Source organism: Nitriliruptor alkaliphilus DSM 45188 (assembly GCF_000969705.1).
GTDB lineage: Bacteria > Actinomycetota > Nitriliruptoria > Nitriliruptorales > Nitriliruptoraceae > Nitriliruptor > Nitriliruptor alkaliphilus.
Genome location: NZ_KQ033901.1, coordinates 1,523,983 through 1,546,764, shown reverse-complemented (window position 1 = coordinate 1,546,764; position 22,782 = coordinate 1,523,983). Strand labels below are relative to the sequence as shown.

Below are 22,782 nucleotides of genomic sequence, written 5' to 3'. Positions count from 1 at the left end.
CCGCGCCGCGCGACCGAGGTGTCGTACCCTCGCCCGGGTTGCTCCAGGGAGCGTCGGGGGGAACGTCGGGGGATCGATCGGACGTACGGTGGTGTCGAGACGGAACAAGCAGGACCCGTTCGCGGGCTTCACCGACGTGCACGAGATCGGTCAGGGCGCCTTCGCGACCGTCTACCGGGCGGTCGACGAGCGCAGCGGCTCCCCCGTCGCGTTGAAGGTCCTGCACGCGCCGAACGACCGCCGGTTCGACGACCACGTGCTGCAGCTCGAGGCGCGGGCGCTCGGGGCGGTCAGCAACCACCCGCACATCGTCACCCTGCACCGGGCGGTGCTCCGCGCCGACGGCCACCCCATGCTCATCCTCGAGCTGTGCGAGAGCTCGCTCGCCGATCGCCTCGAGATCACGGGACCGTTGCCGGCACGCGAGGCCGTGGCCGTCGCGATCAAGCTCGCCGGCGCCCTCGAGACCGCCCACCGGTCGGGGGTGCTGCACCGCGACCTGAAACCGTCCAACGTGCTGACCACCGTGTACGGCGAGCCGGTCCTCGCCGACTTCGGCATCGCAGGGCTGCGCGAGGCGACCTCGGGCGGCTCGCGGTTGTCGGGGTTGACCGTCCACCACGCCTCGCCGGAGGTGCTGCTCGGTTCGGAGGCGACCGCGGCCAGCGACATCTACGGCCTGGCCTCGACCCTCTACGAACTGCTCGACGGTCACGCACCCTTCTTCGTGGTTCGGGAGGAGGACCCGGCGGACGTCCAGCGACGCATCATCACCGAGCTGCCACCTCGCCTCGAGGCGCCCGGTGCCACCCCGGCGTTGCGGGACCTGCTGCGACGTGCGCTGGCCAAGGACCCGACGCAGCGTCCGTCGACCGCGCTGGCGTTCGCCCAGGAGCTGCGCGAGATCGAACGGGAGTCGGGGTGGCCCCTGACCCCCTGCCGGGTCGACGGACTGTCCGACCTGCCGCCGCTGCCCACACGCGCCGAGCCCGCCGCGGTGTCCGGTCGTGCCGCTGCCAACACCGGCGTACCGAACCTCGGTCTCGACGCCCGCCCCTTCGACACCGTCGTCCCCGTGGAGCGCGAGATCGAGCGGCGCGACGGACGAGGCCGCCAGGTCCTGCCGGGACGGGCGGCTCCGCTGCTCGCCCCGACGGACGCTCCCGCTCCGGCGCCTCCCGCGCCCCCGACCGGCGAACCGGCGGATCTGCCCCCACCCGACGAGGAAGCGCCGCGGGCGGACCTGCCGCCGCCAGCGGCCCCACCCGTCGGCTCACCGCGTGACCTGCCGCCACCGCCCATGGCACCCTGAGCCCGAAGGACGTCGTCGCGTACGCTCCTGCGACGGCCGGCGCGGCGCGGAACGGGTGAGCGGTGGCGAAGAGGAACCGCACGCAGGACCCGCTCGCCGGGTTCGACCAGGTCGCCACGATCGCACGGGGCGCTGCGGCGACGGTGCTCAGCGGCCGCGACGTCAACTCGGGCCAGCTCGTGGCCATCAAGCTGCTCGAGCACCCCGGCGGAGGGGACGTCGACCAGGCGGCCTTCGATCGCGAGGTGCGCGCCCTCGGCGCGCTCAGCCGCCACCCGAACGTGGTCACCCTCCACCGCGCGCAACTCACCCCCGACGGCCGGCCGATGCTGGTGCTCGAACTGTGCGACGGCTCGTTGGCCGATCGGCTCGCCGAGCAGGGACCGCTCGCCCTCCGGACCGTCGTGGCGGTCGGCGTCGCGCTCGCGGGTGCCCTCGAGACGGCCCACCGTGCCGGCGTCGTGCACGGCGACGTGCGTCCCGGCAACGTGCTCGTGACACGGTACGGGGAGGTCGCCCTCGCCGACTTCGGCGTCGCGGCGCTGCGCGAGGCCGCGGCGGACCCCGCCGGGCCCATCCCCGCCACGTGGAACGCCGAGGCCGCCCCCGCGAGGGGCATCCAGCACACCGCCCCCGAGGTCCTCCGTGGCGCCGGAACGACGGTGGTCAGCGACCTCTACAGCCTCGCCTCGACGATGTTCGAGCTGCTGACCGGGTCGCCCCCGTTCGGTGGCTCGGCCGGGGACGATGCCGAGGTCGTCCGGGAGCGGATCCTGCGCGACCCCGCTCCCCCGCTCGAGGTACCTGGCATCCCGACGGGACTGCACGAGCTGCTGCACCGGACGTTGTCCAAGGACCCGACGGCGCGGCCGGCGAGCCCGCTCGAGCTCGCCCAGCACCTGCGCGCGATCGAGCAGGCGGCCGGCTGGGGCGCGACACCGTGCCGCGTCGGGCAGGCCGACGGTTCCTGGCGGTTCCCACTGGACACCGGGGCGGTCGCCACACGGCGCGGCCGTGCCGCCGCGGTCACAGGCCTTCCGCCGCTCCAGCTCGGCGCCCCGCCCCTGGACGGCGAGGAACGCGAGCACGGCCCCGAACGACGCAGGGAGCCTCGCATCGGCCCCGCCTACGCCCAGAGCTCACGCCGCGCGGACCCGGGTGCCTGGCGAGCCCCGGACCCGGCGGTCGCCCGACCGGACCTGCCGCCACCGACACCGGGACCAGCCCCCGCAGTCAGCCCACCGGACGCCGACCGCGACGACCTGCCGCCCGGCGCCCGGGACGAGCCCGTCGGCTTGCCTCCGCCTGCTCCCGTCGACGAGCCCGTCGACCTCCCGCCGCCGGGCGGCGAGGGCCGACGGTGACCGACCGGGGAGCGACCCGCCAACGGGTGGCCAGGCGGGTCCGTGGCCGCAACGTGCGCCGCAGCTGCTTGCGGACGGCGCGCACGACCGTCCAGGCTCGGTCGGCCTCGGCGTCCTCGACCGGACGGGACGAGTAGACGGCCCGGTCCACCACCGGGCCGAGCGCGGCCAGGTCCTCGGCGATGGCCCCGCGACGCTCGGTGAGTGCTGCCATCAGATCCTCGGTCGAGCGGGACTCCACGTCGGCGACGTCGACGTCGTGGGCCACATCGAGCAGCTCGTGCCACGCACCGACGACCCGCGTCCGCGCGTCCCCTCGGCGACGACGTCGACGACGCCAGCCGCGGCGGGCGCTGGCGATCAGGAGCGGGACGAGGATCAGCGCCGCGACCAGCCCCGCGATCAGCGCCACCACCGGGGGCCGGGCGGACGCCTCGGGGGGCGGCGGCCCGACGACGATGGTCTCGGTCTCGACGCCGAGCTCAGCAGGGGCCTGGTCGGGCGTGGCGTCCGGCTGCTCGAGCCGTTCGGGCTGCTCGAGCTCGTCGGGGGAGGTCGCATCCTCCGCGCTCGGGGAGGGGTCGACCACGACCCAACCGACCCCTTCGACGGCGACCTCCGCCCACGTCCACGCGTCCTCGCCCCGCAGCGTCTGGGGCTCGGCGGCCAGCGGCTCCTCGAGGCGGAACCCCGTCACGAGGCGGGTGGGGAAGCCGTAGTGGTCGGCGATCAGCGCGTACGCCGCCGCGAACTGTTCGGGGGCGCCCGTCGACAGACCGTCCGCCGAGGGTGGACCGACGAGCTCGAGGAGGTCGGCCAGCGATTCCGGGCCCCCCGCGGACGCACCGTCCTCGGCGTCGATCTCGATCGCTCGGCCGACCTTCAGCTCGTCGACCAGGGTCCGCAGGAACCCGACGCGGTCCGGACCACGGCGACCGCACGGCGCCCCGCCGACGGTGAGGTCGGTCCCGGCCACCGCGGCGTCGCCCCCCGCGGTCAGGGCGAGCAACCGGCAGACACGTTCGCCGGCGCCCCGGGTCTCGGTGGGGCGGCGCACGACCTCGAGGTGACGCACCAGACCGCTCGCCCGGGCGCTCGGCAGCTCGTCGTCGAGCTCCTCGTCGCTGAGGGTCCGCGTCGGCTGCGCCACATCGAGCCGGTAGGCGGCCCCCGGCATCGGTTCGGCGAGCCGGAACGCCTCACCTTCATCGTGCACGACCGACGCACCCGCGATGCTCTCGACGCGGGCGACGTACGGCAGCCAACCACCGGTCGCGATCGGATCGAGGTCGCGGACCACGACGCTGGGGCCGCCGGCGACGGGGAACGCCACCGGCAGCAGACCGCCGGTCGGTTGGAGGCGGTCCTCGACGCGGCTCCAGATCCGGCCGTCGTAACGGTCGAGGACAGCGATCGGCACGTAACCGGACCACTCGCGGTCGACCTCGACGGTGGCCACCGTCCGGTCGGGCTCGTCGACGCGCAGCCGCCGGGTGACCAGCAGGGGACCCTCCGGATCGAGCTCGGTCGGTGGCGGCGCGAGCCGCACCCGCACCGGTTCCTCGGCGACGTACGGGCCGCGTTCGGCGGCCACCGCCCCGATCGCCACGGCGATGACCACCACGACGGCGGATCCCGCGAAGCGGATCAGCAGCAGCGACCGGTCCTGCTCGGGGATCCGGCGGTAGCCGCGCAGCAGGGTGAGCACCCCTGCCACGAAGGCGAGGAGCAGCGCCTCGGTGGTGACGACCTCGGTGATGTCCCCCGTGCGCCCGCCGAGGGTGACGGTGTAGCCGGCGAGGAAGCACGCCAGCGCGACCGCGACGGGTCGCGCGACCGAGCGGGACCGGGCGATGGTCGAGGTCACGACACCGGCGGTGCACCAGACCACGACCGTGCCGGGCACGCCGGCCCAGGCCACATCGAGCAGCGGCAGACCGGTCGACAGGATGCGCGGCACCCCGTCACGCAGGCCTCGCAGGACCTCGGTGCCACCGAGCGGATCACCCACGACCACCAGGAGCAGCACGAGCGCCAGCACCGTGCCACTGAGCAGCAGCTCGGCCGACAGCGACAGCCGCCGCAGCCGGGTGGTGAACAGGGAGACCAGGGTCGCGCCTGCGACCGCCACCCCGAGCTGGACCACACCCGTCCCGGTGCCCGTCACCGCCAGCCACGGGACGGCCGCCAGCGCCACGAGGCCGACGCCGAGCAGGTGCTCGGCGGTCGGGCGGAGGAACGGCGTGAGGCGGCTCACGCGCGGATCGCCACGTTCCAGGCTGCGGTCAGGGTCGGCGCGTCCTGGCCGTGCACGAAGGTGACGCCCGCCGAGCCGGCGTGGGGCGGATCCTCCTCGGTGATCGACAGGAGCAGCACCCGCGAGAACCGCTGCCGCAGCGCCGCGACGGCCGCCAGCTCGTCGGGATCGGCAGGGCCGGTCACGACCACCGCGACGGCACCGCTGCGGGTGCGCCGCACGGAGGTCAGCTCGTCGGTCAGCCTCCCCGGCGCGTCAGCGTCGGCCAGTGCGAGCAGCTCGAGGGCCGGGTCGACCGCCTGGTGGTTCGGCCCACCGATGCGCTCCCCACCGGTGGTCCGCAGCTCGAACGGCGCCCGACCGGTGGTCGCGGCGACCACGGCCGATGCCGCCGCATCGATCGCGAGCTCCAGGCCCTCGGCGTCCGCGTACCGGGCGGCGCGGGTGTCGACCACCACGACCACGAACGGCTGGGCGTCGTCGACGTCCTGACGCACCACCAGCTGGCCGGTGTGGGCGACCTTCGCCGTCGACGGCCAGTGGATGCGTCGGATGTCGTCCCCCGGGACGTACTCGCGCATCTGATGGAAGGTCATCGTGCCGTGCGGTGTCGTGTCGTCCGCGACACCCTCGAGGCTGCGGGTCAGCGAGTCGTGCAGCGCCCGGAACTCCAAGACCCGCGGCAGGACCAGCAGCTGCCCCTCGCCGCCGTGGCGCTGCTCGACCCGCACCAGACCGAAGGGATCGCTGCGGCGCAGCACCACCGGGGTCACGGTGTGCTGGCCGCGGCGATCGGTCGGCAGGACGCTGGTGCGTACGTCCTCCTCACCGCGGCGCAGCCGCGGCAGGCCGACCTCGACCTCGACGCCTCCGACCTCCTGGACGCCGACGGCGCCGGGGAAGGAACGGCGGGCCCGGTTGCGCAGGCTCAGGTGCGCGATGGCGAGCTCGCCCTTGCGCACACGGCTCGGGCTGATGCGACGCTCGATGCGCACGTCGGCGGGCCGCACGAGCGTGGACAGGGCGACGAGGACCACCACCAGGAGCGCCACGCCGATCGCGAGCGCCGCCGGCCAGCGCAGGGTGACACCGAGCGCGGTCACCGCCAGAGCGAGGACCAGCGCGGACCAGCCGAGACGGGTCACCTCAGGCCGTCCGCGGCACGGGGACCGACGCGATGACACCCTCGATCACGTCGATCGCGGTCCGACCGGCCAGCTCCGCCTCGGACGCGAGGATCAGCCGGTGGGCGAGCACCCAGGGCGCCAGGATGCGGACGTGGTCGGGCGTGACGAACCCCTGGCCGAGGCTGAGCGCCAGCGCACGCGCGGCCCGGGCCAGCGCGAGCGTCCCACGCGGCGAGACCCCGAGCCGGACCTCGGGGAGCGTTCGGGTGTGGTCGGTCAGCGAGACGATGTACGACTCGATCGCCGGCGACAGCTCGACCTCGGTCACCTGGATCAGCAGCTCCTTGAGCTCCGCCTCGGTCAGGACGGGTCGCACCGAGGGAGCCGACTCCCCCGCCAGCTGGGTCTGCAGCATGCGGATCTCGGCCTGGTTGTCGGGGTAGCCGATCGGCAGCTTCATGAGGAACCGGTCGAGCTGGGCCTCCGGCAGCGAGTAGGTGCCCTCCATGTCGACCGGGTTCTGGGTGGCGAGCACCAGGAACGGGCGCGGGATCGGGTACGTCGTCCCATCGGCGGTGACCTGACGTTCCTCCATGACCTCCAGCAGGGCCGACTGGGTCTTGGGTGACGCCCGGTTGATCTCGTCCCCGAGGACGATGTTGGCGAAGATCGGGCCCGCCCGGAACCGGAACTCCCCCGTCCGCTGGTCGTAGATCGCGTTGCCGGTGATGTCGCTCGGCAGCAGGTCCGGGGTGAACTGCACGCGCCCCATCTCGAGCTGGAGCGCCTGGGCGAGGGTGCGTGCCAAGGTCGTCTTGCCGACCCCCGGACGGTCCTCGATCAGGACGTGCCCCTCGGCGAGCAGCGCCACCAGCAGGAGGCGGACGACGTCGTCCTTGCCGTGGATGACCCCGGCGACGGCACGCCCGAGCTGGTCGCAGCGCGACGCCGCGGCGGCCAGTTGCTGATCGCTGAGCATGTGGGACCTCCGCGCCCGTGGCTCACGGGCGGGTCTGTCGGGGCGCGGTCAGCCGCGCCGGAAGGGTCGGAACAACCAGGTCAGGGACGTGGCGAGGGTCGCCGGGGGCGGCGCGGCGGAACCACCCGCGCCATCGCCGCCACCGCCGCCGTTGCCCGGCGGGTCGTCCGGTGGCATGCACTCGGGGTCGTCGATGGGGAGACCACCCTTGTCCTCGTACGGGCACGGCTCGAAGCAGTCTTCGTGGTCAGCCGGGATGCCCTCCTTGCCCTCGTACGGGCACGGCTCGAAGCACTCGGGATCGTTGACGTTGTACTCGTCGTCGTACGGGCACGGGTCGACGCACGGACGCTCTGGCTCCCCACCCGGGAGCTGGCACACGGGGATCGTCCGGCTCGTGGAGGAGTCGACGCCGCCGACGATGCCGACCAGTCCGCCGACCTGCACGCGGACCTCGAGGGTGCCGCGGCCGCTGCCGTCGAGGTCCCCCTCTTGTTCCCCGTACGCGGTGTAGTGCGCCCCCGACTGACAGTCGGTGTGCCGCGCACCGCGGACCTCGAAGGTCCAGGTCGTCTGGCCGTAGGTACGACTGCACGGCACGCCGGATCCGTCGTGCCGGACGCCCACGAGCCACTCGCGGCCGATCCCGACGAGGCTCCGCTGCTCGTAGCGGCCCGTCCGTGCCGCTTCGAGACGGTTGACGGCGATGGGCAGGACCCGCTCCACGATCTGGCCCCCCGCTCGGTCGAGGTCGATGCGGCGCGACTCCGGCGCGGCGCTGCCGCCACCAGTGAAACCGACCACCACCGAGATCCGGCAGGCGCCCTGAAGGTCGAGGATCGCCGGGACCGGCATCCCGAACGCGACGTCGTCACCCGAGATCGAACCTCCGGACAGCGTCAGCTCGTCCGATCCACCGAAGGCCCGGTCGCAGGTCGCCCGGCCGCTGACACCGGCGACGAGACCGTTGTCGACGTCCTGGTCGAGGCCGGGGACGGTCACCCGCACGCCCAGTGGACTGGAGCCCGGGTCGGTGAGGGCGGTCGAGATCCGGGTGCTGCTGTCGACGGTCGGATCGCAGGCGACCGCCGCGTCCGTCAGGCGCGATCGGTGGGCGGGAAGGTCGCGACCGTTCCAGCGTGGCGTGAGCTCGACGGTCCAGCCGCTGACGCGACACCGGTCGACGTCGAAGGTGACCGGACCACGCAGCACCCCGGTCCGGCTGGCGGACTCGAAGCTGCCGCGGACGAGGCGGGCGCTGATCTCGTCGTACCGCGAGAGGCCGAAGAGCTCGGTGAGCTGACGGTTCTGGCTGAGCGGCGCGAGGGTGATCCGCTCCGCCCGCCCGGTCAGCGACACGCCCACGTTCGACGCCGAGGTGTCGCGGCCCGGCCGGACCGACGCCGTGCAGCCACCCGCTGCCACGGGTTCCGACACGCGCTCACCGGAGGTGGTCGCCACCCGGAACTGGACGCGTCGACCGAGCAGGTCGGCCCCACCGAAGCCCGCGCCGTCCGCACCGAAGCTGGTCCCGCGCTGCGACACGTCGAACCGCTGCCGGATCCGACCGAGGCTGTCGCCCTCGCAGCCCTCGACGCTGACGATGAACCCGTCCGGCCGCTGGTCGCAGTCACCACGCGACAGGCACGAGGACCACGACAGCTGCCAGGTGCCGTCGCGCAGCGTGGCGGACACGTCCACCGGCGGGTCCGGTGTCACCGGCGGGGTGGTCACCAGCAGCGCGCCCGACGGCGCGGACACCACCGACCCCTTGACCGCGCGCACGCTGACGCGGTAGGTGCGGTCGGGCCGGGCCGGGAGCTCGAGGCTGGAGCGCGCGCTGGTCGGGTTGGCGTCCACCTCCTGCTCGACGGTGTCGGCGCAGTCGGTCCCCTGATCGGCCAGCTGGCACATGGTCACCAGGTAGCGGCCCGGCAGGCACGAGCCCCCCGACCAGCTCCACTCGACGCGCACGGCCCGCGAACCGACGGCTTCGGCCTCGTCGATGACCGGCGAGGCGACCGAGGCGACCTCCTCGGCGGCGCACTCGTCCGCCGCCTCGGGATCGACCTCGGCCTCGGTGACCCCGAGGCCGGCCTCGCTCAGCTCCTCCTGGATGGCCTCCGCGGCCGATGCGCCGAGGTCCTCCTCGCGGTCCATCTCGGCTTCGAGGTCGTCGGCGGCCAACTCGTCGAGCGCGCGGCCGATCTCGACGGTGAAGTCCCGAGCCGGTGCCGACCCCTTGTCCACGCTCCACTCGCCGCCCGGCGCACAGCGGTCGGTGACCTCGGCGAGGGCGCTGGCATCGCGGGTGTCGACCACGCAGTCCCACGGCGAGCTCGGGTCGTGCAGGTGCAGCAGGGAACCGGCCGACCCGGGTTCGATGACCGTCCCGGCGTCCGGCCAGGGACCGACCACGCAGCGGTCGGCGCTCGACCCGCCGAAGGTTCCCAGCTGCTCACCCCCACGGTCGAACACGTGGTAGGCGAGGTTCCCACCGCTGGCGGTCAGCGCTGCGGTCGCCTCGTCGGTGGCGACGAGGCCGAGCAGCCGGCCACCGACCTCCGGTGTCGTGACGACCGAGGTCGCGGCCCCAGCTGGGCGCACGAGGGCCGGACCTGCACCGGTGGTCACGGCGAACACCGGCCACGACGATTCGGGGTAGTTCACCCCCGTGACCTCGCGGACCGGGGTGTCGATCGCCACCACCTCCGGGTCCCCCTCGGACCGGAACGAACGCACCTCGACGTTCGTCCCCTCGGCGTCCGACTCGAAGAGCCCATGGACGCGGGCCGTGCCCTGCGAGAGCAGCGGGGCGGCGAGGCCGTCGGCGCGCTCGGTCCAGCGGTCCTCGCCCTCGGCGAGCGGATCGAAGGTGACCACGCGGCCGTCGTCGCTGGCCATCCACAGGACCCCCTCGTGGACGACGGCGGTGCCGGCACGAGCGACGGGGTCGGACAGCTCGGGCCCGGCCGCGTCACGCGCGACGCTGACCTCGAACGACGAGGCCAGCGTGGCCGGTGTCAGCGCGAAGACCTCGGCCGGCACGTCGGCGCCACCGAAGACGACGAACACACCCTCCGGACCGCCGACGACGATGGACGGACGCCCCTCGAGGTCACCGAGGCCGAACGCCCGGTAGGTCTGCGGCGGTGATGCCTCGGCGTTGACGATGGGCAGACCCGCCGGGCTGAGCGCCGCGACCCGCAGCTCACCGTCGCGCACCAAGACGAAGAAGGCGCCCGCCTCGGTGTCCACGATGCGCACGTCGCGGGCGAACTCGCCGATCAACTCATCCGACAGGCCGAGCAGCTGCCCGATGGCCGTCAACCCCCGCGTCGCATCACGCGCGGCCACGTCGACCACCGTCGGGGCGGAGCACAGAGCCGCGACGGTCACCACGGGGCGCACGACGGTGGCGGTGGCGGGACGGCTCGGCTCCCCGAGCACCACGACCGCGGCCACCAGCGACAGGACCAGCGCCACGACGACGGCCGGCGTCGGCCGGATCCGACGGCCGCTGGTGGCCACCATCTCGTTCCCCCATCGCAACGGTCGGTCGGACGACGCCACGGGGTGCCGACGACCACTCGACATCCGACCGTGCGCACCGTCACGCGCGGTCCCCCGGTACACCTCGGCATGCGAGGCCTCGAACGGTACCGCGAAGCGGCGCCGCGAGCTGCCTGCGCGCAGCTAGCCTCACCGCACGACCACCGTGAGAGGGAACCGTTGACGACCGACGGCGAGCCGGACCAGCCGCTCGCGCCCGGCGTGTCGGACCGTGCCGACGTGGTCGCTGCGGCCACCGCCGCGGCGGCCGAGCGCTCCGGCGAAGCGGGCCGCACCGAGGAACGCTACGCGCGCCCCGACGCCGACCGCCTGTCGGCCGGCATGCTCGAACGCGTCCGCGCACGACGGACCGGCAACACCGAGGCCGCGTTCTTCGACCTCGACAAGACCATCATCGCGCGGTCCTCGACCCTCGTCATGGGTCGCACCTTCATGAAGGACGGTCTGCTCAGCCCCTCCACCGTGCTCAAGGGCCTCTACGCCCAGGCCGTCTACCAGCTGGTCGGCGCCGACCACGAGAAGATGGAGCAGATGCGCCGTGCCGCCCTCGACCTGACGCAGGGCTGGGATGCCGAACGGGTCCGCACCCTGGTCCGCGAGACCGTCGAGGAGGTCATCGCCCCCCTCGTCTACGCCGAGGCGCTGGCACTGATCGAACAGCACCGTGCCGCGGGCCGCGACGTGTGGATCGTCTCGTCCTCGGGCGAGGAGATCGTCGAGCCGTTCGCCCGCTACCTCGGGGTCCGTGACCACCTCGCCACCCGGTCGGGCGTCGACGACCAGGGGCGCTTCGACGGGACCCTGGAGTTCTACGCCTACGCCGGCGCCAAGGCGACCGCGATGCGGCAGGTCGCCGAGGTCCGCGGCTACGACCTCGCCAACTGTTACGCGTACTCGGACTCCATCACCGACCTGCCCATGCTGTCCGCGGTCGGGCACCCGACGGCGGTCAACCCCGACCGTGAGCTACGCGCCGCCGCGCTCGCCATGGGGTGGGAGACCAGCGACTTCGTCGCACCCGTGCGGCTGCGCGACCGTCTCCCGCAGGTCGAACGCCGCCGGGACAAGGTGCTCGTCGGGACGCTCCTGGCCGCAGCGGTCGGCGCCATCGCCTGGCGCATCCTCGGCGGCGACGGCGAGCAGGGGCACGACGAAGCCGCCTGACGGTGGCCGCGTCAGCTGTAGTCCCGCTGGTAGGTGATGCGGCCGTCCTCGTCGAAGTCGAGGAAGGTCGCGCGCGGCAGGTCGTTCCAGCGACGACCGGCGGCGGTGTAGGACACGGTCCACTCGATGGCCAGCCCACGACCGTCGGCAGCCTCGACGACGCGCTTGGCGTCGATCTTGATGTCGTCCTTCCCGCCGAAGTAGTCCTTGAGGTAGGCCTGGATCAGCAGGTTGCCACGGTGGGGCGGGTTGTACGGCTCGAGGTAGAGCGCGTCCGCCGCGTAGAGCTCCGGCAGATCCGAGACGTCCGCCGTCTCGAACATGCCCTTCAGACGCTCCCAGACGTCGGCCGGGTGCCCCACGTGGATCCTCCAACTGCTCGGCGTCCCGCGACATGCGCCGGACGGGTGTGCCCCGCACCGGGGGCGACGGGGTGACCGGCGCGTACCGCCGGTGAGGTGCGCGCGAAGGATAGACGCCGACGGACCACGACCCACAACAGCGACGCGTGCGGCGCTCGGGCAGACTCGCCACCCCCGCCTCCAGCCGACCCCGGAGCTGCCGTGTCCACCTCCTCCCTGCCCGCCGCCACCGAGGTCCCCGACGGCCTCGAGGACGTCGCCGAGGCGCTCACCCGTGAGCTGCCCCGGACGCGAGCCTGGCTGGAGGAGCTGGTCCGCATCCCGTCGATCTCGTCGTCGCCCGACCACGTCGAGGCCTGCCGGCGGTCCGCGGAGCGCACCGCGCAGCTGCTGACGGAGGCCGGGCTCGATGAGGTCCGGCTGCTCGAGCTGTCACCCGCCGCGGACGGCTCCGTCGTGCACCCCTACGTGACGGGGTCGTGGCTCGGGGCCGGCCCCGACGCCCCGACCGTGCTGCTGTACGCCCACCACGACGTCCAGCCGGTCGCGACGGCCGGCAACTGGACCAGCGAGCCGTTCGTGCCGACCGAACGGAACGGTCGCCTCTACGGCCGCGGCGCGGCCGACGACAAGGCGGGGATCCTGGCCCACGTGGCCGCCCTGCGGGCCTGGCAGCAGGCGCGCGGCGGCGCGCCGGTCAACGTCAAGGTCATCATCGAGGGCGAGGAGGAGATCGGCTCTCCCAACCTCGACCACTTCCTGGCGGCGCACGCCGACGAGCTCCGCGCCGACGTCATCGTGCTGACCGACCTCACCAACTGGCAGGTCGGGTGGCCGGGACTCACCTACGCCCTGCGCGGCATGGCGGACGTGTTCGTGACCGTCCGGACCCTCGCCCAGCCGGTGCACTCGGGCATGTGGGGCGGCCCCGTTCCGGATGCCCTGACCGCCATGACGCGGCTGCTGGCGGGCCTCCACGACGACCGTGGCGTGGTGACCGTGCCGGGCTTCGCCGACGACGTCCGCCCGCTGTCGGACGACGAGCGCGACCGCCTCGCCGCGCTGGACCTCGACGAGTCCACGCTCCGGGCCGACGCCCGGGTGTTCGACACCGTGCGGCTGACCGGCGACCCCGACCGCTCCCTCGTCGAGCGGCTGTGGATGCAGCCCACGATCACCCCGACCGGCATGGACGTGCCCAGGGTCGCCGACGCGTCCAACACGCTGCTGGCCGAGGTCCGAGCCAAGCTCTCGGTCCGGCTCGCGCCCGGACAGGACCCGGATCGGGCGCTCGGGGCGCTCGCCCGCCACCTCGAGAGCTCCGCACCGTTCGGCGCCGAGGTGGAGGTCGCCATCGGCGAGAACAACGCCGCCTGGGTCACGGAGCCGGGCGGCCCGGCGTGGGACGCCGCGGTCGCGGCGATGACCGCGGCCTACGGCCGGGCGCCCGCGGCGATGGGGTGCGGCGGTTCCATCCCGTTCGTGCAGCCCTTCTCCGACGCGTTCGGTGGCGCGCCGTGCCTGCTGGTCGGCGTCGAGGATCCGGGCTCCAACGCCCACGGCGAGGACGAGTCGCTCCACCTCGAGGACTTCGCCAAGGCCTGCCTCACCGAGGCGTTCCTGCTGGCCGAGCTAGCGGCGCGGGCGGGAGAGCTCCGCACGGCCTGACGCGCGCTCGGACGCCGGCGGGCGGGTCGGCAGGTGCGGCTGGCTCGCCCGGCGCGGCGACGCCACCTCGATCGCAGCCGCGGTGGCCGGTGGCCGGATCGGGTCGAGGCGCGCTGCGGTTCGGCGCAGCGTCTCGGCCGCGCGGCGTCGCGCGCCCCGGCGCCCACGCCGGCGCAGCCGGGCGATCTCGGCCGCGCGCCGGGCGCGTTCAGCGCGGTGCTCGGCCTGGGCCTGTTCGGGGGTCTGCATCGGCGACCACCTCCTCGTTCGTCCGTGTTCCACGTCGTTCTCCGTTCCGTTCGATGTTCATCTAACCAGACCGTGTCACAGCTGTCGAACGTAGGGGCCACCTTCGTTCGGCCACCGTCGAACGCTGTGCGCTCCGACGGGTCGACCGCTCTCGAACGTTCGGTCGGCCAGGTACGGTGCTCACGTCCGACGCCCGTCGAACCCCCGCCGTCGAGATCCGGAGCGCACCGTGCGACTCGTGGACCTACGCGGCACGCCCGCGTCCACGCCGCCCACCATCGAGGTGCGGGCGTCGGAGGCCGCCGAGCTCACCCGGCTCATCGGCGCCATCGCCGGCGAGGACCACCACAGCGGCTACGACGTCGGCAAGGATCGCCTCGCCGGGCTCCGGACGGCCCTGCCCGACGGCCTGCTCGACCGCATCCGCGCGGTGGGGGCCGGCGACGACAAGGCCTTCTTCGGTCTGTCGAACCTGACGGTGCGGCTCGATCCCCCTGGCGACATCGATCAGCTGCTCGACCTGCTCGACCGCGAGCCCGAGGCCTCGTGGCGGCTGCTGCTCTCGCTCGCGGTCTTCGACGCGGACTGGGACGATGCGCCCGCCGACGGCCGAGCGATCGCTGCTGGCGACCTCGACGCCCTCGAGGCGATCCGTGGCTGCTGCGACACCCCTGACCGGTACGCCCCGGAAGCGGTACGAACCCTCGTCGCGACCGATCCGGCCGCCCACGGTCGCGAGGTCGCCAGCATCCTGCGCGAGGTTCGCGACGCCATCTGGGGCAAGCTGCGGGAGGAGGCGATGGGTGCCATCGAGCGTGACGTCACCTACCGGAGAGCCCGGATCGACGCCGGTGACGACCCCGCCGCGGTGGTGCTCGAGGCGACCAACGGCTTCGCGCTCGACGACGACCCCACGATCGAACGCGTGCTCCTCGTACCGAGCTTCTGGCTGCGCCCGTGGATCATCGTGGACCAGTTCGTCGATCTGCGGACCCTCGTGCTGTCGACCCCCGTCGGAGACAGCTTCCTCGCCCTCCCCGCGGAGCAGCCGCCACCGAGCCTGCTCAAGCTCTCCAAGGCCCTGTCCGACGAGGGGCGGCTGCAGCTGCTGCGTCGCATGAGCTGCGGACCGGTGTCGCTCAGCGAGGCCACCGAGCACCTCGGGGTGACCAAGCCGACCGCCCACCACCACCTGTCGATCCTGCGACAGGCGGGCCTCGTGGTCATGGGCGGCGGCGGCCGATCGACCCGCTACTCGCTGCGCGTCGACCCGGCCGAAGCGGCCCACGATGCCCTGGCCGCGTACGTGCCGGTGCGGGGCGTCACGCCGCCGACACCACCGACACCACCGACGCCACCGAGCCCCCCCGCGGTGCCGGCCTCGGGCTGATGGGCGGCCTCGACCCCTCGAGCGAGCGCTAGCCTCGGCGCTCGCACCGCTGCGACGGTGCGGGGAGGCGTCCGGACGCCTGGTGGGTCCCGCGGCCTTCAAAGCCGACGAGGGGGCGGTTCGTCCCCTGGCGGGTTCGATTCCCGTCCGCCTCCGCTGTCACCGTGCCGTGCCCGCTCAGCCGGTCGTGCGGGCCCGTCGGCGCCCCCGGGCACCCTGTCCCGCGGCGGGGAACCGCTCGAGGAAGGCGTGCTCGGCGGCCTCGTCGCCGATGATCACCAGCTCCGCCTCCGATGGCAACGGCTCGCCCGGATCGGGCGCCGACACGATGCCGTGCCGTTCGATCGCGAGCACGTCGCAGCCGGTCCGTTCGCCGAGGCCGATGTCCCGCAGCGAGTGCCCCACCATCCGGTCGGGGATCCGCACCTGGAACACCTCGAGCCCCTCGGCGACCACCAGCCGGCGGTCGTCCCCGATGGCGTTCCACAGCGCGGTCGCACCGAGCGACGCGTACGACAGCACCGCGTCGGCGCCGGCGCGGTGGAGGGTCGACACGTTCCGTTCCAGCGTGGACCGCGCGATGATCTGCACGTCCGGACGCAACCGGCGGACGTAGAGCGTGAGGTAGACGTTGACGTCGTCCTCGTGGGTGGTCACGAGGACGGCCGCGGCATCGTGCAACCCGGCGCGTTCGAGCACCTCGAGCTCGGCCGCGTCCCCGAGGACGTAGTGCTCCTCGTCGCGGATCCGGTCGGGCAGCTGCTCCACGATCCGCCACGGGACCCCCGCCTCCTCGAAGGCGCGCCCCGCGGCTCGACCGACCCGCCCACCGCCGAGGATGAGCACGGGCTTCCGGGTCCCGTCGCCGGACCGGTCCTCGCCCTGCGACCCGATCGTGGCGTCGTAGACCGCCAGCTGCTGCTCGGTCCCGGCCAGGATGAGCACGTCCCGGTCCTGCAGCTCGGTGTCCGCCCGCGTGCGCTCGAAGCGACCCTGCCGCCACACACCGAGGGCGTTGATCCCGTAGTGATCGCGCAGGTCGAGGTCGCGCACGCAGTGGCCGACCAGCTCGGTCCCACTGACGCTGGCCTCCGCCACCTGCAGCGCCCCGAATGCCCCGACGACGTGGGTGCGCGCATCACCACCGACGACGCGGCGCGCCAGGGCACGGCCGAGCAGGTCCCCGAGGTGGAGCACCTGGTCGGCACCGGCCAGCTCGAGGATGTCGATGGACGCCGACGAGTTCGCCGTCGCGACGATCGGCACGGTCTCGGACATCTCGCGGACCGTGAAGACGATGTTGGTGTTGGCCGTGTCGGTGCTCGTGGTCGCCACCAGCGCGGCGTGCTCCACACGGGCAGCGCGGTAGGTCGCGGGGTCGTCGAGCGCCCCGAGCATCACGTCGTAGCCCTCGTCGTGCAGCCGCAGCGCATCGACGAGCTCGGCCACGACCAGCACGTACGGCTGCTTGACCTGCTTCGCCCGGTCGATCAGCGCATCGGTCACCACGTCGTGATGGGTCAGCACGATGTGGCCTCGGAGATCCGCGTCCAACTCCCTCGGCGCACGAGCCGATTCCCGCTTGTCCATCCACGGCGTGAAGATGAACTGGATGAACACGAACGGCAGGAGCACGAGGATGAACGCGGCGCCGGTGATCAGCACCACCATCGAGAACAGACGGCCGATGTCGCTCTCGAAGGTGATGTCGCCGTACCCGAGCGTCGACATGGTCGTCAGCGTCCAGTAGATGCTGGTGCCCCAGGTGAACGACCGGCCCTCCGCCGCCATCAGCTCGTGGAAGATCGCGCTGTAGGCGAGCACGAGCAGCACGAACGCGACCATCATCCAGGCGGCGAGTCGCACGTTCCACCGACGCAGCGGCGCCGAGATCGTGCTCAGCAGCACCCCGAGCGTCTTCACGCCACGACCTCTCCGCCAGTTGAGCGGTGACGGCCTTCGGGCCGCCACCTCGGTGACGGCTCGAACGGTAGGTCAGCGGTGGTGCCCGCGCCGCGTCTGACGGTCAGCCACTCAGGCGCGACGTTGGTAGAGCTCGTCGATCGCGTCGGCGTACTTGTCGTGGATGACGGCCCGCTTCAGCTTCAGCGACGGTGTCAGCTCCTCGGACTCGGCGGTCCACTCGGTCGGCACGAGCGCCCACTGCCGGACCTGCTCGACCCGGGCGAGGTGGCGGTTGCCGGCCTCGACGGCCCGCTCGACCTCCGCGATGACCTTGGGTTCGGCCGCGGCCGCTTCGACCGTCGTGAACGGGACGTCGTTCTGGTAGCACCACAGCGGCAGCATCTCGGCGTCGAGCACGATCAGGGCACCGATGAACGGGCGGTCGTCACCGATGGCGCACAGCTGCCCGATGAGGATCGACTGCTGCTTGATGGTCTCCTCGATGTTGTTCGGCGACAGGTTCTTGCCGCCCGCGGTGATGATCAGCTCCTTCTTGCGCCCGACGATCCGCAGGTACCCGTCCTCCATCGTCCCGAGGTCGCCGGTGTGCAGCCACCCGTCGGCGTCGATGGCCTCGGCCGTGGCGTCCTCGCGCCGCCAGTACCCCGGGGTGATGTGCGGTCCCCGGGCGAGCACCTCGCCGTCCTCCGCCAGGCGCAGCTCGGTGCCGGGCACGGGCTCACCCACGGTGCCGATGCGCACGCGGCCCGGCCGGTTGGCGGTGATGACCGCAGTGGACTCGGTCATCCCGTAGACCTCGAGGATCTCGATCCCGATGGCCTTGAAGAACACCAGCAGGTCGGCGCTGATCGGCGCCGCCCCGGACAGGGAGTACCGCAGCTGGTCGAGGCCGAGCTTCTCGCGGATCTTGCTGAACACGAGCTTGTCGAACAACCGGTGCTGCAGCCTGAGGCGGACCGGGACCTTCTCACCGCGCATCTCGAGGCCGACGGCCTCGGTCCCCACGGCGATGGCCTTCTGCGCGACCTTGCGGCGGCGCTCGTCCTCCTCGGCGTCGATGCCGGCACGCAGCGCGGCGTGCATCTTCTCCCACACTCGTGGCACGGCCATCAGCGCGTGGGGCCGAGCCTCCAGCAGCGTCGGCAGCAGCTGGGCGACCTCGGCCGCGTAGTAGACGGTCGTCGCGAAGCGGATGGCGAGGTAGTGGCTCGTCATCCGCTCGGCGATGTGGGCCAGCGGCAGGTACGACACCCCGCGTTGGCCGGGTTCGACGTCGAGCATCCGCTGGGTCACCACCAGCTGGAACAGCAGGTTGCGGTGGGTGAGGATCACGCCCTTCGGTGGGCCGGTGGTCCCCGAGGTGTAGATCAGCGTCAGGGGATCGTCGGGCGAGACCGACCGCCAGGCGTTCTCGAGCTCACCACGACCGCCGGCGAGCGCCTGCGCACCGTCGGCCAGCAGCTGCTCGTAGGTGGTCACGTCCGGCGTGGAGGTGTCCACGCCGGCCGGCTCGAGGACGACGATGTGCTCGAGGCTCGGGAGCTGGTCGCGGACCTCCTGCCAGGTCGCGAGGAACGCCGCGTCCTCGACGATGGCGACCTTCGCGTCACAGTTGCCGGCGACGTAGGCGACCTGCTCGGGCGCCAGGGTGTTGTAGACCGACACCGGCGTGGCACCGGCCAGCAACGTGCCGACGTCGGCGATGACGTGCTCGGGGCGGTTGGTCACCATGAGGGCCACGAAGTCGCCGTGGGCGACGCCGAGGCGGCGCAGTGCCATCGCCACGCGGCTGGCCTCGTCCTCGTACTCGCCCCAGGTCCGCGTCCGGAACGACCCGTCGGCCCGTTGGGCGACCAGCGCCGGCTGGTCGCGGTGGGCGTCGACCGTCGCCCGGAACACGTCGAGGAGGGTGCGCCCCTCGACCTCCGCGAGGAAGTCCTGCTGTTGGATCGCCACGTCCTCGCCGACCGGTGCCACCGACACGTCCACCACGCCTACCGCCTCCCGCCGTCGTCACCCCGCGCGGCCGCGCGGGATCCCTCTCCCGGCGGGGAGTCGAGCCCGGCCGACCGGCCCGGTCAAGGCGCGTCGCGCTGGGTGAGGTACCTGGGCCGCTGGGCGGTCAGCCGGACGCTCGCGGGAGGTCCCTCACAGGACGGCGTCGACGGCGGCGACGATGAACAGCACCGCGAGGTAGACGGTCGAGTAGTGGAACAGACGCATCGCGTCCGCGATCGTCCGGGTCCTGCGCAGCCGGTGGGCGTACCGCAGCCACCCGACGGTGAGCCCGAGGGAGACCACCGTGTACAGCCACCCCGCGTCGAGGCCGATCGTCGACAGCAGGACCACCGACAGCAGCAGGTAGCTGTACAGCAGGATCTGGCGGGTGGTCTCGTCGTTGCCGTGGGTGACCGGCAGCATCGGCAGGCCGGCACGCGCGTAGTCCTCGCGGTACTTCATCGCCAGGACCCAGAAGTGCGGCGGCTGCCACCAGAACATGACGGCGAACAGCAGCCACGGCCGGGGGTCGCCGAGGCTGGCACCCGGGACGGCGGCCCACCCGGTCAGCACCGGCATGCACCCGGCGATGCCGCCGATGACCACGGCCTGCGAGCTGCGTCGCTTCAGCCCGAGGGTGTAGACGAAGACGTAGAAGAGGATGGCGAAGGTGGCCAGCGACGCGGCGAGCGGGTTGACCAGCACGGCCAGCCACACGAACCCGGCGGCGCCGAGGACCAGCCCGAGGACGAGGGTGCCACGCGGTGAGACCTCGGCCGACGCGGTCGGTCGCGCGGCGGTGCGCGACATCAGCCGGTCGATGTCCCGGTCGCAGTAGTTGTTGAGCGCGTTGGCGCTGGCGGCCGACAGCGTCCCGCCGAGCACGGTGGCGATCACCAGCCAGGTCGACGGCCAGCCGCCCTCGGCGACGACCATCGCCGGGACGGTGGTGATGAGCAGGAGCTCGATGATGCGGGGCTTGGTGACCAGCACGTAGCGACGGATGGCGTCGCGGGTACCGCCCCGCCCCTCGTAGCGGCCCGCCTCGTGCATCGGACCGACCGCCTCCGGGACGGCATCCGCGTGGGCGGTCGCCGCGCCGACGGACCGGGGCGCGTCCTCGGGCCGTGATGTCACGCCGACGTTCCCGCCGGACGCCGTGCCTCGCGCCACTGCCGGAAGCCGATGACACCGACCACGAGCGCCACCGCGGTCGCGGTCACGTACAGCACGGCGTGCACACCCACGAACGCGGTGGAGAAGTCGCCGGCGTCGGCCAAGAGGTTCCGCATCCGTGTCGCCCAGAGCCACAGGTTGAAGGCGGCGGCAGCCAACAGCAGGAGCCCCCGCCGGCGGTGCACGGCACGGGGGGTGGTGACGGCGTCGGCAGCGCCGGCGCGGGGAGCGACGTCGGTGGCCACGAGGGGACCTGCTCTGGCGGAGAGGACGGCGGTCCACCGATGGTACGGCACCGCTCGCACCCCCCGCGACGGCCCCCAACCGGTCGGGGAGGGCCGGGGGCGCGGGTACCCTCCGCGACCATGGCTGCCTCCTCCTCGCGCTCCGGTCGCGACCGGCTCGTCACCCTCGCTGCGGCGGCGATCGCGACCAACGTCCTGATCGTCTTCACCGGCGGTCTCGTGCGCGTGACGGGGTCGGGACTCGGCTGTCCCACCTGGCCGACCTGCGACGGGGACACGGTCGTGCCCCGCCCCGGCGGCGAGCACGCCACCTGGCAGACCGCCGTCGAGTTCGGCAACCGGCTGCTGACCTTCGTGGTCCTCGCGGTCGCCGTCGCCGTCGCCCTCGAGGTCCGACGCCGCGGTCGCGAGCTGCCGCGCCCCCTCCGCACGCTGGCGTGGGCGCTGCCCGCCGGGGTCCTGGCGCAGGCGCTCCTCGGGGGAGTGACCGTGCTGACCGGGCTGTCACCGCTGGTCGTCGCCGCCCACTTCCTGCTGTCGATGGTCCTGATCGCGATCGCCGTCAGCCTGTGGCAACGGGCTCGTGAGCACGCCGGGCTCGTCGCGCCGGTCCGCGCGGACTCCGAGACGGGCCGCCTCGTGGCGACGGGGCTGCGGTGGGCGACCACCGCGCTCGCCGTCACCGCCGCGGTGGTGCTGGTGCTCGGCACGCTGGTGACGGCGGCGGGACCGCACGCCGGCGACCCGGGGACGCCGAGGCTCGGCCTCGACATCCGCTTCATCGCCATCGCGCACGCCGACGCGGTGTGGTTGCTGGTCGGACTCACCATCGCCCTCGTCGCCATCACCTGGCGTCACGGCCCGGCCGAGCTGCGGGCCGCCGTCCGCGCCCTGCTCGTCCTCGAGCTGATCCAAGGCACCATCGGGTACGTGCAGTACGCGATCGGCATCCCCGCCGGGCTCGTGGCCATCCACATCCTCGGTGCGTCGCTGGTCTGGGCCGCGGCGGTCGCGGTGTGGATCCGGGCGCGGCCACCGGTCGTCACCGACCCGCCCGAGCAGGGGGCCGCCACTCCGACCGACGCGGCCGTGACGTGACCGACGGGGTGGACCCGGCGTTCGACCTCGACGTCCCCCGGGCGCTCAGCCACGACGGCCCGCTGTCCCTGGTCGTCATCGGCGACTCGACCTCGTTCACCGACCACCTCGGCCCCCAGCTGCCCACCACGCCGCACCTGTACCCGCGGGTCGCCGCGCAGGCGCTGGCCGCCGCGCTCGACCGCGAGGTCGTCCCGACCGTCGTCGCCCGCCCTGGGCTGACGGTTCGCGACGCCGTACGGACCGTCACCAAGGACCAGCACGTCCAGTACGACGTGCTGGCCCACGCCGACGCGGTCGTCATCGGGGTGGGCAGCTTCGACCACGCCCCGATGGGGGTCCCGCCGTCGGTCGAGAACCTGGCGGCCCACCTGCGCCCCACCCCGGTGCGACGCCAGGTGCGACGAGGCCTGAAGGCCGCCTACCCGTGGCTGGTCCGGGCCACGGGCGGACGACGCACCCGGACCCCGCTGCCCGAGTTCGACCGCATGTTCGTCGAACTGGTCGATCACGTCCGTGGGCTGACCTGGGGGCGCGTCGCCGGTGCGGCGGTCGGCCCCACCAGCCACCGCTCGCGCTACTACGGGCCGGGCCACCCCACGCACCCGCAGCGTCAGGCCCACCACCTGGCGTTGGCCGAACGCCACGGGTTCCGTGGCGTGGCGTCGTGGCCGCTGGTCGAGCCGCACGTCGACGACCTCAACGTCGACGGCATCCACTGGCCCCCCGCTGCGCACGGCGCGGTCGGCCGCGCCGTGGCGGCCGCCCTGCTGCCGGCGCTCCGTGGCGAGGCCCCCACGGTCGGGCTGCCGGCCGCCGCCGCGGCCGCCCTCGGCCGCACCCGCTGACACGCGCGAGGCCCTCCCGGAGGAGGGCCTCGACGGCGATCAGCGG

At 73.4% G+C, this 22,782-nt stretch carries 16 protein-coding genes, 1 tRNA gene and 1 pseudogene; 8 read left to right on the top strand and 10 right to left on the bottom strand.

The features are described 5' to 3' along the window. Positions 1–88: 88 nt before the first annotated feature. Positions 89–1,312: a serine/threonine-protein kinase gene (locus tag NITAL_RS27905; protein WP_052665445.1), complete on the top strand. Its 1,224-nt coding sequence runs from the start codon at positions 89–91 to the stop codon at positions 1,310–1,312. A 62-nt stretch (positions 1,313–1,374) separates the two neighbouring features. Next, a complete protein-coding gene (locus NITAL_RS28885) occupies positions 1,375–2,676 on the top strand; it encodes a serine/threonine-protein kinase (RefSeq protein ID WP_083441311.1) in 1,302 nt (433 codons plus the stop codon). Between the two features lie 589 nt (positions 2,677–3,265). On the opposite strand, the pseudogene NITAL_RS28880 reads toward NITAL_RS28885, so the two are convergent. From NITAL_RS28880 to NITAL_RS07305, 4 genes and pseudogenes are all read right to left on the bottom strand, one after another. Beyond that, a pseudogene (locus NITAL_RS28880) lies at positions 3,266–3,853 on the bottom strand (transglutaminase domain-containing protein); the annotation flags it as partial. Between the two features lie 1,076 nt (positions 3,854–4,929). Next, positions 4,930–6,078: a DUF58 domain-containing protein gene (locus tag NITAL_RS07315; protein ID WP_052665443.1), complete on the bottom strand. Its 1,149-nt coding sequence runs from the start codon at positions 6,076–6,078 to the stop codon at positions 4,930–4,932. Position 6,079: 1 nt separating this feature from the next. Then, positions 6,080–7,039 (bottom strand): AAA family ATPase, encoded by a 960-nt coding sequence (locus NITAL_RS07310; protein WP_052665442.1) that lies wholly within the window; start codon positions 7,037–7,039, stop codon positions 6,080–6,082. Between the two features lie 48 nt (positions 7,040–7,087). After that, positions 7,088–10,570 (bottom strand): hypothetical protein, encoded by a 3,483-nt coding sequence (locus NITAL_RS07305; RefSeq protein WP_169786766.1) that lies wholly within the window; start codon positions 10,568–10,570, stop codon positions 7,088–7,090. 201 nt (positions 10,571–10,771) lie between these two features. Here NITAL_RS07305 and NITAL_RS07300 point away from each other — a divergent pair, with 201 nt between their 5' ends. Then, positions 10,772–11,776, top strand: coding sequence for an HAD family hydrolase (locus NITAL_RS07300; RefSeq protein WP_211262257.1), 1,005 nt, complete (start codon positions 10,772–10,774; stop codon positions 11,774–11,776). Positions 11,777–11,787: 11 nt separating this feature from the next. Here NITAL_RS07300 and NITAL_RS07295 read toward each other — a convergent pair whose 3' ends face one another. Further along, on the bottom strand, positions 11,788–12,138 hold the full coding sequence (locus NITAL_RS07295; protein WP_052665440.1) for a nuclear transport factor 2 family protein: 351 nt from the start codon (positions 12,136–12,138) through the stop codon (positions 11,788–11,790). A 201-nt stretch (positions 12,139–12,339) separates the two neighbouring features. On the opposite strand from NITAL_RS07295, the gene NITAL_RS07290 reads away from it, so the two are divergent. Continuing rightward, positions 12,340–13,806 (top strand): M20/M25/M40 family metallo-hydrolase, encoded by a 1,467-nt coding sequence (locus NITAL_RS07290; protein ID WP_211262256.1) that lies wholly within the window; start codon positions 12,340–12,342, stop codon positions 13,804–13,806. On the opposite strand, the gene NITAL_RS07285 is transcribed toward NITAL_RS07290, so the two are convergent. After that, positions 13,771–14,055, bottom strand: coding sequence for a hypothetical protein (locus tag NITAL_RS07285; RefSeq protein ID WP_052665439.1), 285 nt, complete (start codon positions 14,053–14,055; stop codon positions 13,771–13,773). The two genes, NITAL_RS07290 and NITAL_RS07285, sit on opposite strands and share 36 nt — an antisense overlap. Before the next feature lie 229 nt (positions 14,056–14,284). Here NITAL_RS07285 and NITAL_RS07280 point away from each other — a divergent pair, with 229 nt between their 5' ends. After that, complete coding sequence (locus NITAL_RS07280; protein WP_052665438.1) at positions 14,285–15,445, top strand: ArsR/SmtB family transcription factor; 1,161 nt, start codon at positions 14,285–14,287, stop codon at positions 15,443–15,445. A 63-nt stretch (positions 15,446–15,508) separates the two neighbouring features. Then, positions 15,509–15,602: transfer RNA gene (locus NITAL_RS07275), tRNA-Sec, on the top strand. 20 nt (positions 15,603–15,622) lie between these two features. Here NITAL_RS07275 and NITAL_RS07270 read toward each other — a convergent pair. From NITAL_RS07270 to NITAL_RS27900, 4 genes are all read right to left on the bottom strand, one after another. Further along, a complete protein-coding gene (locus NITAL_RS07270) occupies positions 15,623–17,368 on the bottom strand; it encodes a potassium channel family protein (protein ID WP_052665437.1) in 1,746 nt (581 codons plus the stop codon). 111 nt (positions 17,369–17,479) lie between these two features. Further along, a complete protein-coding gene (locus NITAL_RS07265; RefSeq protein ID WP_052665436.1) occupies positions 17,480–19,363 on the bottom strand; it encodes an AMP-dependent synthetase/ligase in 1,884 nt (627 codons plus the stop codon). 156 nt (positions 19,364–19,519) lie between these two features. After that, positions 19,520–20,506 carry a heme o synthase gene (locus tag NITAL_RS07260; RefSeq protein ID WP_211262255.1) on the bottom strand — a complete coding sequence of 329 codons (987 nt, stop codon included), beginning with the start codon at positions 20,504–20,506 and terminating at the stop codon, positions 19,520–19,522. Continuing rightward, positions 20,503–20,790, bottom strand: coding sequence for a hypothetical protein (locus tag NITAL_RS27900; protein ID WP_052665435.1), 288 nt, complete (start codon positions 20,788–20,790; stop codon positions 20,503–20,505). Before NITAL_RS27900 ends, NITAL_RS07260 begins: the two co-directional genes overlap by 4 nt. Positions 20,791–20,910: 120 nt before the next feature. Here NITAL_RS27900 and NITAL_RS07250 point away from each other — a divergent pair, with 120 nt between their 5' ends. Both NITAL_RS07250 and NITAL_RS07245 read left to right on the top strand, forming a co-directional pair. Then, a complete protein-coding gene (locus NITAL_RS07250; RefSeq protein WP_052665434.1) occupies positions 20,911–21,888 on the top strand; it encodes a COX15/CtaA family protein in 978 nt (325 codons plus the stop codon). Then, complete coding sequence (locus NITAL_RS07245) at positions 21,885–22,736, top strand: hypothetical protein (RefSeq protein ID WP_157041689.1); 852 nt, start codon at positions 21,885–21,887, stop codon at positions 22,734–22,736. The genes NITAL_RS07250 and NITAL_RS07245 overlap by 4 nt, the downstream gene beginning before the upstream one ends. Positions 22,737–22,782: the final 46 nt, after the last annotated feature.

What these genes read in the sequence shown, in the direction of transcription:
- NITAL_RS07285 (WP_052665439.1), bottom strand. Translation starts at nt 14,055, where the DNA reads ATGCAGACCCCCGAACAGGCCCAGGCCGAGCACCGCGCTGAACGCGCC.
- NITAL_RS07310 (WP_052665442.1), bottom strand. Translation starts at nt 7,039, where the DNA reads ATGCTCAGCGATCAGCAACTGGCCGCCGCGGCGTCGCGCTGCGACCAG.
- NITAL_RS07250 (WP_052665434.1), top strand. Translation starts at nt 20,911, where the DNA reads ATGGCTGCCTCCTCCTCGCGCTCCGGTCGCGACCGGCTCGTCACCCTC.